11 protein-coding genes, 1 other RNA gene and 2 pseudogenes are annotated in these 9,895 nt (G+C 64.4%); 4 read left to right on the forward strand and 10 right to left on the reverse strand.

Annotation, left to right across the window (positions count from 1 at the left end; all coding sequences use genetic code 11):
* Positions 1-314: pseudogene (locus C2U70_RS33775) on the reverse strand (hypothetical protein); the annotation flags it as partial.
* Positions 315-631: 317 nt separating this feature from the next.
* Between C2U70_RS33775 and C2U70_RS30470 the strand changes: the two are divergent.
* Positions 632-1,756 carry a DUF2336 domain-containing protein gene (locus tag C2U70_RS30470; RefSeq protein ID WP_140982331.1) on the forward strand — a complete coding sequence of 375 codons (1,125 nt, stop codon included), beginning with the start codon at positions 632-634 and terminating at the stop codon, positions 1,754-1,756.
* A gap of 24 nt (positions 1,757-1,780) precedes the next feature.
* Positions 1,781-2,020, forward strand: a complete 240-nt coding sequence (locus C2U70_RS30475) for a hypothetical protein (protein WP_140982332.1) — start codon at positions 1,781-1,783, stop codon at positions 2,018-2,020.
* 71 nt (positions 2,021-2,091) lie between these two features.
* On the opposite strand, the gene C2U70_RS30480 is transcribed toward C2U70_RS30475, so the two are convergent.
* Positions 2,092-2,598 carry a GNAT family N-acetyltransferase gene (locus tag C2U70_RS30480; protein ID WP_140982333.1) on the reverse strand — a complete coding sequence of 169 codons (507 nt, stop codon included), beginning with the start codon at positions 2,596-2,598 and terminating at the stop codon, positions 2,092-2,094.
* A 226-nt stretch (positions 2,599-2,824) separates the two neighbouring features.
* Here C2U70_RS30480 and C2U70_RS30485 point away from each other — a divergent pair, with 226 nt between their 5' ends.
* A complete protein-coding gene (locus C2U70_RS30485; protein ID WP_140982334.1) occupies positions 2,825-3,136 on the forward strand; it encodes a hypothetical protein in 312 nt (103 codons plus the stop codon).
* A gap of 71 nt (positions 3,137-3,207) precedes the next feature.
* Here the strand turns inward: C2U70_RS30485 and C2U70_RS30490 are convergent, their stop codons facing one another.
* The 8 genes from C2U70_RS30490 to ssrA all read right to left on the reverse strand — a co-directional run bounded on the left by C2U70_RS30490 (position 3,208) and on the right by ssrA (position 9,699).
* Complete coding sequence (locus C2U70_RS30490) at positions 3,208-3,837, reverse strand: glutathione S-transferase family protein (RefSeq protein WP_140982335.1); 630 nt, start codon at positions 3,835-3,837, stop codon at positions 3,208-3,210.
* Between the two features lie 331 nt (positions 3,838-4,168).
* Positions 4,169-6,040, reverse strand: a complete 1,872-nt coding sequence (gene feoB, locus C2U70_RS30495; protein ID WP_140982336.1) for a ferrous iron transporter B — start codon at positions 6,038-6,040, stop codon at positions 4,169-4,171.
* A 19-nt stretch (positions 6,041-6,059) separates the two neighbouring features.
* Positions 6,060-6,347: a FeoA family protein gene (locus C2U70_RS30500; RefSeq protein WP_140982337.1), complete on the reverse strand. Its 288-nt coding sequence runs from the start codon at positions 6,345-6,347 to the stop codon at positions 6,060-6,062.
* A gap of 118 nt (positions 6,348-6,465) precedes the next feature.
* Positions 6,466-6,720 carry a ribbon-helix-helix domain-containing protein gene (locus C2U70_RS30505; protein ID WP_140982338.1) on the reverse strand — a complete coding sequence of 85 codons (255 nt, stop codon included), beginning with the start codon at positions 6,718-6,720 and terminating at the stop codon, positions 6,466-6,468.
* Positions 6,717-6,905 (reverse strand): DUF4169 family protein, encoded by a 189-nt coding sequence (locus tag C2U70_RS30510; RefSeq protein ID WP_140982339.1) that lies wholly within the window; start codon positions 6,903-6,905, stop codon positions 6,717-6,719. Before C2U70_RS30510 ends, C2U70_RS30505 begins: the two co-directional genes overlap by 4 nt.
* Positions 6,906-7,179: 274 nt before the next feature.
* A complete protein-coding gene (fumC, locus tag C2U70_RS30515) occupies positions 7,180-8,595 on the reverse strand; it encodes a class II fumarate hydratase (protein WP_186294570.1) in 1,416 nt (471 codons plus the stop codon).
* 98 nt (positions 8,596-8,693) lie between these two features.
* Positions 8,694-9,212, reverse strand: coding sequence for an SspB family protein (locus C2U70_RS30520; RefSeq protein ID WP_140982341.1), 519 nt, complete (start codon positions 9,210-9,212; stop codon positions 8,694-8,696).
* Positions 9,213-9,326: 114 nt separating this feature from the next.
* Positions 9,327-9,699, reverse strand: a transfer-messenger RNA (tmRNA) gene (ssrA, locus tag C2U70_RS30525).
* An 84-nt stretch (positions 9,700-9,783) separates the two neighbouring features.
* Here ssrA and C2U70_RS33610 point away from each other — a divergent pair.
* Positions 9,784-9,895, forward strand: a pseudogene (locus C2U70_RS33610) (chromate transporter); the annotation flags it as partial.

A 9,895-nucleotide genomic window follows, 5' to 3' on the forward strand; every position in this document is an offset into this window, starting at 1 on the left:
CGGCGCGGATCGCGGCCCGGCAGCGGCACCTCGGTTGCGGGCTGCTCGGGCCGCGATCCGCGCCGCACGCCGCCGCCAAAGGCCAAAGCGCCGTCGCCACCGCCGACCCCACGCCCGCCGCAGGTCGCACCGGCCGCGCCCGCGCCGAGCCCGCCGGTCGCGAGCCAGCAGGTTGCGCCACTGCCGCCGCCGATCGAGGTCAGGCCTGCGCCCGGTCCGCCACCCGCAAAACCGAAGCCACCGCCGCCGCGGCCGCCGATGGTGATCACGCCGTCCAATCCGTAGTCATACGGACAGCGCGCGCTGCGCTTCATTTGGAAAGGACATCGGAGCCACGAACTCGTCATGCCCGGGCATAGCCGTCCGCAGGACGGCGTCTCTTCCGCTCGCCTATGTCCCGGGCATCCACGTTTTTCGTGCCGCCAGAAAGCTCGTGGATGGCCGGGACAAGCCCGGCCATGACGGCGCTTGTGGCCGGTGCGTGCCGCAACGGTAAACACGATCGCTCGCATTTGAACGAATATTGGCCGACAAAACTGAGTTCCCGATTTTACCGAATTCTCGCGTTTGATCCCTAGTGTGAGCCCCTGAGGAATTTCGGCACGAGCGCCGCAAATTGGGGTTTGACGTCATGGACGGAGCGAAATCGCTTCTACAGGATCTGGACGACGCGATCGCACGCGGCAGCGATGAGAGCCGTGCGCGCGCATTGTGGCACGCGACCGACCTGTTGATCACCGGCCGCTACAGCGACGACGAGATCTCGACCTTCGGCGAAGTCATCGGCAAGCTCGCCGACGAGATCGAGGTCGCCGCGCGCGCGCAGCTTTCGGAGCTGATGGCGGCCTGCGACCACGCGCCGCTCAGCGTGATCCACCAGCTCGCCTTCGACGAGGAGATCGAGGTCGCGGGCCCCGTGCTGCGCGCCTCCACCCGTCTCGACGAGAAGACGCTGATCGAGAACGCCAAGACCATGGGCCAGTCGCATCTGCTCGCGATCGCGCAGCGCAAGTCGGTCGGCGAAGCCGTCACCGACGTGCTGGTCAAGCGCGGCAACGAAGAGGTCGTGACGTCAGTCGTGAAAAACGAAGGCGCGCGCTTCTCGGGTTCGGGCCTGCTGCACATGGTGCGGCGTGCCGAGGGCGACTCGATCCTTGCCGAGCAGCTCGGCCTGCGCAAGGACGTGCCTCGCCACGTCTTCCAGCAGCTCATCGCAAAAGCGTCGGAAGACGTCCGCCGCCGGCTCGAGAGCGAGCGGCCGGAGATGGTGACGCAGATCTCGAGCTCGGTCACCGACGTCACCGGCGACCTGCAGTCCAAGTTCGGCCCCTCGTCGCGGACCTACTTCGTCGCCAAGCGCGTGGTGACGACGCAGCACCGCCAGGGCAACCTCAACCAGGATTCGATCTCCAACTATGCGCGCCAGCACCGTTTTGACGAGGTGCAGATCGGCCTGTCGCTGCTCTCGGCGCTGCCGGTCGACGTGATCGAGCGCGCGCTGATGGACCGCAACCGCGAGATGCTGCTGGTGCTGTGCAAGGCGCTCGGCTTCTCCTGGGACACGACGATGTCGCTCTTGTTCCTCGGCGCCAAGGATCATCTGATCACCGCGCGCGAACTGAAGGACAATGAGCGCGAATTCGGCAGCCTCAAGGTCGAGACGTCGCGCAGCATCTTGAAGTTCTACCAGTCGCGCAAGAACAGCGCGGCGGCCGATCAGCCCGCGGGCCGTCAGGCCGAAATGCAGATGCACTGAGCAGGAAGCAGGGGAGTATTTGTCATGTTGCCTCAATTCGGCACTGCAGTTCGCAAGAACCTCAACAAGACCGTCACCGCCGATGCGAGTGGCGCGACCCCCGACAAGGGCTCGGTGGATGCCGCCTGGCTCGTGCTGGAAGCCGCCAACGACCTCGGCGACCAGGCCGCGATCGCCGCCTGCCGCCGCGTGATCGACGCCGAGCTCAACGGCACGGTGGCCGGGCGCGCCGACATCGATCTGGTGATGGATTATTTCCGGTAAGGACAGTCCGTAGGGCGGATTAGCGTAGCGTAATCCGCCATGACGCAAGTAAGGCGGCGGGTTACGCTACGCTAACCCGCCCTACGAAGGGTCCGATAAATCACCATTTCTCCGCCGGGTCGCGTCGTGCTCCGTTCGAGCGCGAAGCCTGATTTCTCGAGGACGCGGCGTGATGCGCTGTTGTCGGGGTAGACCAGCCCGACGAGGGACGGCAGCGCAAGCTCGGTCAAGCCGATGTCCGTCAGCGCCCGCGCGATCTCGCTCGCCAACCGCTGGCCCCACAGCGTGCGCTTGAACGCATAGAAGATTTCCACCTCGTCCACGCCATCGACGTCGAGATGCCGGAGTCCAGCCCGCCCGGCGAACGCGCCATCCTTCGTTCTCAGCACCCAAAGCCCAAAACCATGCTGATCCCAATGCGCCATGTTGGTCGCAATGTAGGTCTTCGTCACCTCGGCCGAGCGCACGCCGCCGATATAGCGGGACACCTCGCCATCGAGGTGCAGGGCGACGAGGTCCGCGAGGTGATCTTCGCGCAGCCTCTCGGCGGTCAGCCGGCTGGTGGTGAAGTGTTTCATCTTGCGAAGACGTCGCTGAGGCAAGGATACGACAGCGTTATCGCCGTCGGCCCAGACAATAGAGGCAACTTACGCTGCGGCAAACTTGCGCATGATGCCCGCAAGACGACCATCTATTTGCATGGACGCGTCCCGGGCGCCATGCCATCAATTCCCGATTGGACTGCAAGCGGGCTTTCGAGCCGCCGCTCAAGTTTCGGATGCCATCATAAACCAGATGAAAGGCATGGGATTCACGCCACCGCGGGCCCCGAAAGCGGAAGCCTCGACATCAGAAGGACTGCATGCGCTGTGGACACGGGCAGGTTTCGCCGATGTCGAAGCGCGCGTAGTTCGCACGCGACGAACGTTCGACGATTTCGGGGACTATTGGTCCACGACGATCGTGGCGCCCAATCTCGCGCCGATGCTCACAACGATGGCGTCAGCCGACGTGACGCAGCTCCGGTCTCGGGTTCGCGAGCGGGTGCCTGTCGAGGCGAGTGGGCGTGTCTCGATCGAGGCGAGCGCCAATGCGATCGTCGGCCGTCGCGCCTGACGCGGGGCAAGCCTGATTGATTTGCACCACGCAGAACCTTGTCTGCTGACAAGGATGCTGCCGCTGTAGACTCAACTCCTGGCGCTCGGGCGCGCCGAAACGTCCTTGTACCATCGCTGGAGATGGCCGAGATGCTCTGAAGGCGTGAGCTTCGCCCGGGCTGCAAGATCGACGGCGATCAGGCCGCTGATGTCGGCGATCGTAAAATGCGGCCCGCAGACGAACGCGTTGTCGGCGAGGCGTGCATCGAGCCAGGCAAAGAAATGCTGCAGCCGAAGCCGTCCGCGCCCGGCGAGTGCCGGAATCTGCTCCAGGTCCACAGGACCGGGCAGGGCTCTGCCCGCCAGCCCGGGCGCGGCATTTCGAAACGCCTCCTGGGCTGCGTAGATTCCGTCCCACTCGATCCGCCGCAGCCAGGATTCGATGACGGCCCTTTCCTCCGCGCTTCTGCCCATCAGGGGCGGATCGGGATGGAGTTCCTCGATGTAGCGGCAGATCGCAATGACGTCGGTGATAACAGCGCCGCTGTCGAGCTCCAGCACCGGCACCGTGCAAGCCGGATTGAGCGCGCGGAACGCCGGCGTGAACTGCTCGCCATTGCGCAAATCGACCTGCACGGTCGGGAGGGTGAGCCCCTTCTCGGCGAGAAAGATACGCACGCGACGCGGACTGGGCGCGGTGGCGCAGTCGTAGAATTTCATGACGTTCTCCCTTGGCTATTCCGGTTGCGGCAGGGTGCGGGGAAATTGGGCCGGTCTACGGAAATCGTCGGCGCCAACGCGAACGCATCAGCCTGGATAACCCATCGGTCAAATGACCGTTTTAGGTCGTGTGGTGCTGAAAAATGCCGTAACCGGCATCGAAACGCCCGGTTTCGAGCAGGACGTCGGCCATCCCGCGAGTTCTGCGATGATGGCAATATACCCCTGATTTGCCCGACGTGTCAACTGGTTTTCCGAATTTCGGATACGGTTCCAGCGCCCCCGCATTCTACTGTGCATGGGGTTGTTTTCGACGCCTTTTCGGGAACGCCTAGCCGGCCCCGAGCGCGACCGCGATATTGTAGGTCGCAAGGCTCGCCAGATAGGCCAGCACCAGCATGTAGGTGAAGGTCGCGGCCATCCAGGTCCAGCTTCCGGTCTCGCGCTTGATGACCGCGAGCGTGGAGGCGCATTGCGGGGCAAAAATGTACCAGGCGAGCAGCGACAGCGCGGTTGCGAGCGACCATTTGGTGGCGAGCACCTGGCCGATCGCTTCGGCCGCTTCCTTGCCGCCCTCGATCGCATAGACCGTGCCGAGCGCTGCGACCGCGACCTCGCGCGCCGCCATGCCCGGGATCAATGCGACCGCGATCTGCCAGTTGAAGCCGACGGGCGCCAGCAGCGGCTCCAGCCACTTGCCGATCATCGCGGCGAGGCTGAAGTCGATGGCGGGCTCGGTGCTGCCGGCCGGCGGCTGCGGGAACGAAGCCAGGAACCAGATCAGCACCATCATCGAGAAGATCGTGGTGCCGGCGCGCTGCAGGAACATTTTTGCGCGGGTGTAGATGCCGATCGCAATCGATTTCGGCCGAGGCATCTTGTAGTCGGGCAGCTCCAGCATGAACGGCGCCGGCGCGTAGTCGCGCAGCATGAAGAATTTGATCAGGAACGACACCCCGAGCGCGCTGACGATGCCGGCGGCGTAGAGGCCGAACATCACGAGGCCCTGGAGATTGATGAAGCCCCAGACCTCGGTGTCCGGAATGAACGCCGAGATGATCAGCGTGTAGACCGGAATGCGCGCCGAGCAGGTCATCAGCGGCGCGATCAGGATCGTGGTCAGGCGGTCACGCTTGTTGTCGATCACGCGCGTCGCCATGATGCCGGGGATGGCGCAGGCAAAGCTCGACAGCAGCGGAATGAAGGCGCGGCCGTGCAGCCCGGCGCCGCCCATGATGCGGTCCATCAGGAAGGCGGCGCGCGCCATGTAGCCAAAATCTTCCAGCAGCAGGATGAACAGGAAGATGATGATGATCTGCGGCAGGAATACGATGACGCTGCCGACGCCCGAGATCACGCCGTTCTGCAGGAAGCTCTGCAGGAGACCGCCGGGCAGGGTGGCATGCACGAACGCGCCGAGCGCGTCGAACCCGCCGGAGAGCATTTCCATCAGCGGCTTGGCCCAGGCAAACACCGCTTGGAACATCACGAACAGGATCAGCGCCAGCACGATCAGGCCGCCGACGGGGTGCAGCACCACGGAGTCGATCCGCGCGGTCCAGGTGTCCGGGCGGCTCGGCAGGCTGACGTTGTCGGCGATGATCCGGTCGGCCTCGCGCTGAGTCGCGCGCAGCTCGCTCACGCTGAGCGCCCGCCAGGTGTTCTCCTGGGGCTGCGGCGGAACCTGTGCCGAGATCTCGTCGGTCAGCTTCAACAGATCGGCGGTGCCGCCCTTGCGCACCGCGATCGAGGTGACGACGGGGACGCCGAGCTCTTGCGCCAGCCGCGCGACGTCGACCGTGATGCCGCGGCGGGTGGCGATGTCGAACATGTTGAGCACCAGCACCAGCGGCCGCCCTGTGCGCTTCAATTCGAGCAGCAGGCGGATGGTGAGGCGCAGATTGGTGGAATCGGCCACGCACAGCACGAGGTCGGGCATGGTCTCGCCGGAGGCCTTGCCGAGCACGAAGTCGCGGGTGATCTCCTCGTCCGGGCTGCGGCCGCGCAGCGAATAGGTCCCGGGCAGGTCGACCACTGAGACCTGGCGGCCCTGCGGCGTGACGAAAAAGCCCTCCTTGCGCTCGACGGTGACGCCCGGATAGTTCGCGACCTTCTGCCGGCTGCCGGTCAGCGCATTGAACAGCGAGGTCTTGCCGCTGTTGGGCGTGCCCACGAGGGCCAGATGCAGCAAGGGTGCTTCCATTGGGGCGGGTCCGGTGGCGTCAGGCGACGATGATGGCCATGGCCTCGCGCCGGCGAACGGCGACGGTGATGTTGTCGACGCGCACCGCGATCGGGTCGCGGCCGACGATGCCCTCGTGCAGGATCTCGACCCTGGCGCCTTCGACGAAGCCAAGCTCGATCAGCCGGCTTTCCAGCTCGATGTCGGACAAAGCGGAGCCCGCCTGGCCGGCGGAGAGGTGCTGGATGGTGCCCGAAAAGCCGCGCCGGGCGAGGCCCAGCGGGAGGGATGCGGGCGTCTGCGAGCGCGGGTTATTATCATCGGTCATGACCTGTATTTTCAACCGCAGGCACGCAGGTCAAGCGCGCCTACGCCGTCGAGGCTGCACCTTAGAGTGATTATAAACTGCACAGCCGTTTCGGCGCGCCAGCCCAGGCTGATGCGCCCTATTGAGCCGGGACTTTCGCCTCTGCGGGGACCGACATCGTGCGGTGCTTGAAGTAGTCGAGCACGAACAGCCGGATCGCGGAGGACAGGTTGCCCTGCTGACGGTTGTTGTCGATCTCGCCGACGAGTTCGGACAGCGTCATGTTGCGCAGGCCCGAGATCTCCTTCATCCCGTTCCAGAACGCCTCTTCCAGGCTGACGCTGGTCTTGTGGCCGGCGACGACGATCGATCGCTTGACAACGGGTGACTTCATGGCAGTTCCTCGCGATCGATCCGATGCTGATCCAGGCGCTCCTTCGCCTGCTCCTGGCGCTTCTCCTCCGAGCTGCGCTCCGCCTTGGTGCGGCCGAACTTCGCCCGGTTGGTGTCCGCCTGCTTCGCCGAAGCCTCGCGCTCCGCGCGCTTCCGGAAGCGATTCAGGTTGATGACGTTCCCCATGCCGCGTCTCCATCACCCGATCCTCGCCGGGCGGGATGTAACATTCAGAAACAAGGCGTCGCATTGCGCCGCAATAGACTTGACCGTCATTGGATCGTCCTCGTCAATCGGCCTCTGGTACCATCAAACGATGATTTTGCCCTCCGGGTAGGGGAGGGTGAATATGGCTAGCACCTGCCGGGGTGCAAACATTGACGGTAATCAAATCCCATCGGTCGGACCCCATATTTCATGAGGTTTCGGCCTCCGTATCATTACGGAGGCCTATCGGAATCTAGCCAGGATGGGTCATTTTCTCGGGCCGGACCAGCCGATCGAACTCCTCCGCGGAGACGAAACCGAGCCGGATCGCCTCCTCCTTGAGCGTCGTGCCGTTGGCGTGCGCGGTCTTGGCCACCTTGGCCGCGTTGTCGTAGCCGATCCTGGGCGCCAGCGCCGTCACCAGCATCAGCGAGCGTTCCATCAGGTCCCGGATCCGCTTCTCGTCGGCCTGGATGCCGTCGACGCAATGTTCGGTGAAGGACCGCGCCGCGTCGGCCAAAAGCCGGATCGACTGCAGCATGTTGTAGGCCAGCACTGGCTTGAAGACGTTGAGCTCGAAATGGCCCTGGCTGCCGGCGACCGTGATCGCGGTGTGATTGCCAAAGACCTGGCAGCACACCATGGTCATCGCCTCGCACTGGGTCGGATTGACCTTGCCGGGCATGATCGACGACCCCGGCTCGTTCTCCGGCAGGATCAGTTCGCCGAGCCCCGAGCGCGGGCCTGATCCGAGCAGGCGAATGTCGTTGGCAATCTTGAACAGGCCGGTCGCCACCGAATTGATGGCGCCATGCGCGAGCACGTAGGCATCATTCGAGGCCAGCGCCTCGAACTTGTTCGCCGCGCTGGTGAAGGGCAGCTTGGTGATGGTCTTGACGTGCTTGGCGAACAGTCTTGCGAAGCGCGGTTTTGAGTTGAGGCCGGTGCCGACGGCCGTGCCGCCCTGCGCCAGCGGATAGAGATCCTTCACCGCCACCTTCAGCCGTGCGATGCCGCTCTCGACCTGCGCGGCATAGCCGGAGAATTCCTGGCCGAGCGTCAGCGGTGTCGCGTCCTGAGTGTGGGTGCGCCCGATCTTCACGATCTTCGCGAATGCCTTCTCCTTCTTGCGCAGCGCGCGGTGCAGTTCGCTCAAGGCAGGGACGAGGTCGGTCGTGATGCGATCGGCGGCGGCGATATGCATCGCGGTCGGGAAGGAGTCGTTCGACGACTGGCTCATATTGACGTGATCGTTGGGATGCACCGGCTTCTTGGTGCCGAGCTCGCCGCCCAGCAATTCATTGGCGCGGTTGGCGATCACCTCGTTCAGATTCATGTTGGACTGCGTGCCCGAGCCGGTCTGCCAGACCACCAGCGGGAAATGCGCGTCCCAGTCGCCGGCGACCACCTCGCGTGCAGCGCGGATGATGGCGTTCGCGCGGCGCTGATCGAGCAAGCCGAGCTCGCGATTGGTCATGGCCGCGGCGAGCTTGACGATGCCGAGCGCATGCACGAGCGAGATCGGCATGCGGTCTTCGCCGATCCGAAAATTCTGGCGCGAGCGTTCGGTCTGCGCGCCCCAATAGCTGTTGGCGGGAACCTCGATCGGACCAAAGCTGTCGGTCTCGATGCGGGTGGCGGGGCGTCGGGCGCGCGTCGTCTTGTCCATGAGCATATCCAATCCTGCCGCGCGGACGCGCAGCCTCCTGCATGCTCATCTATATAGTCGGTTTGGCCGGGCTCTAGCCCGTCAGGTCAGAGTCTCGATCATTTCTTGCGGAAACGATCGAGACGAACGACCTCGGCTCCGCCCTGGCTCGGCGCCGCAGGCTCTTCCTCGGCTTCCGCCTTCTCGGCAGCCGGTGCAGGCACCGCGACGGCGGACGCTGCGGGGGCCGCCGGCAGCGACGCCGGTGCGACCTCGGCGACGTCGGACGTGTCGAACTGCAGGCCGAACTTCACGGAGGGATCGAGGAAGCTCTTGATGGCGCTGAACGGCACCACGAGGCGCTCCGGGATGCCGCCGAAGGACAGGCCGACCTCAAAACGATCCTCGAGGATCGTGAGGTCCCAGAACTGGTGCTGCAGGATGATCGTCATCTCTTCGGGATATTGCGCCAGGAGCCGCGGCGAGAGCTTTACGCCCTCGGCCTTCGATACGAAGGTGATGAAGAAGTGATGCTCGCCCGGCAATCCGTGCGCTGCCGCGTCGGTCAGCACCTTGCGCAGCACGCCGCGCAACGCGTCACGTGCCAGCACGTCGTATCGGATATGATCGGTCGCCATGGTGGTCCTGTTGCATTCCAGGAGGCGGGCCCCGCCGGCCCGACTCGCCAAGCCGCAATAGTACCGCGCCTGACGGGTCAGCAGGAGTCCCCGCCGGGAAGGAAATCAGAGGTAAGTGGAGGCTTCTGTTGCCAGGTGCCTCCGAACCCCGCCTAACGGAGCTTAACCCGTTAGGACTTTAAGATGGTCTTTCAAACTGCGTTACGCAGCCTGAGCAACCGGAGCATAGTTGTCGTTTGCAACTATTGCAGTAGCCCGATAACGGCGGAACCATACCGAGAAAAAGTACGCCCTTTACGCCCTCGTCGATCCTATTTCGCCCCCGCCAAAGCCCGCCTTCCGGCGGTGCAAGCCCGTCTGGTGGGCTTTGGTGGAGGCGCCGGGTACCGCCCCCGGGTCCGAATGGTTTATTGCGACGACCGTTTATTTCCATAGCCGGCGAACCGGCACCCCCAATATAGGGGGCAAAGGATTAGAAAAACAGGGGTTTCCGACCGGAAGGCACCGGTTCCTTTGGATAGATGGGGCGACGGCCTTGGCCGGGGCGCGGCACCGGCCTTAAGCTTCGGATATGTCCTCGGATTCACCACCGGCCGCACAAGAGCCGGATGCCGGCCCGCCGCCCAGCCTGCTCGCGCTGTTCGCAGCCTTTGCCAAAATGTCGCTGGCGGGGTTCGGCGGGG

The organism is Bradyrhizobium guangdongense (genome assembly GCF_006483445.1).
GTDB classification, from domain to species: domain Bacteria; phylum Pseudomonadota; class Alphaproteobacteria; order Rhizobiales; family Xanthobacteraceae; genus Bradyrhizobium; species Bradyrhizobium guangdongense_A.

Bases quoted from the DNA above. Each gene is read 5' to 3' on its own strand.
- C2U70_RS30485 (WP_140982334.1), top strand. From the start codon at position 2,825: ATGGGATTCACGCCACCGCGGGCCCCGAAAGCGGAAGCCTCGACATCA.
- C2U70_RS30505 (WP_140982338.1), bottom strand. From the start codon at position 6,720: ATGAAGTCACCCGTTGTCAAGCGATCGATCGTCGTCGCCGGCCACAAG.
- C2U70_RS30475 (WP_140982332.1), top strand. From the start codon at position 1,781: ATGTTGCCTCAATTCGGCACTGCAGTTCGCAAGAACCTCAACAAGACC.
- C2U70_RS30490 (WP_140982335.1), bottom strand. From the start codon at position 3,837: ATGAAATTCTACGACTGCGCCACCGCGCCCAGTCCGCGTCGCGTGCGT.
- feoB (WP_140982336.1), bottom strand. From the start codon at position 6,040: ATGGAAGCACCCTTGCTGCATCTGGCCCTCGTGGGCACGCCCAACAGC.
- C2U70_RS30480 (WP_140982333.1), bottom strand. From the start codon at position 2,598: ATGAAACACTTCACCACCAGCCGGCTGACCGCCGAGAGGCTGCGCGAA.
- fumC (WP_186294570.1), bottom strand. From the start codon at position 8,595: ATGGACAAGACGACGCGCGCCCGACGCCCCGCCACCCGCATCGAGACC.
- C2U70_RS30470 (WP_140982331.1), top strand. From the start codon at position 632: ATGGACGGAGCGAAATCGCTTCTACAGGATCTGGACGACGCGATCGCA.
- C2U70_RS30520 (WP_140982341.1), bottom strand. From the start codon at position 9,212: ATGGCGACCGATCATATCCGATACGACGTGCTGGCACGTGACGCGTTG.
- C2U70_RS30510 (WP_140982339.1), bottom strand. From the start codon at position 6,905: ATGGGGAACGTCATCAACCTGAATCGCTTCCGGAAGCGCGCGGAGCGC.
- C2U70_RS30500 (WP_140982337.1), bottom strand. From the start codon at position 6,347: ATGACCGATGATAATAACCCGCGCTCGCAGACGCCCGCATCCCTCCCG.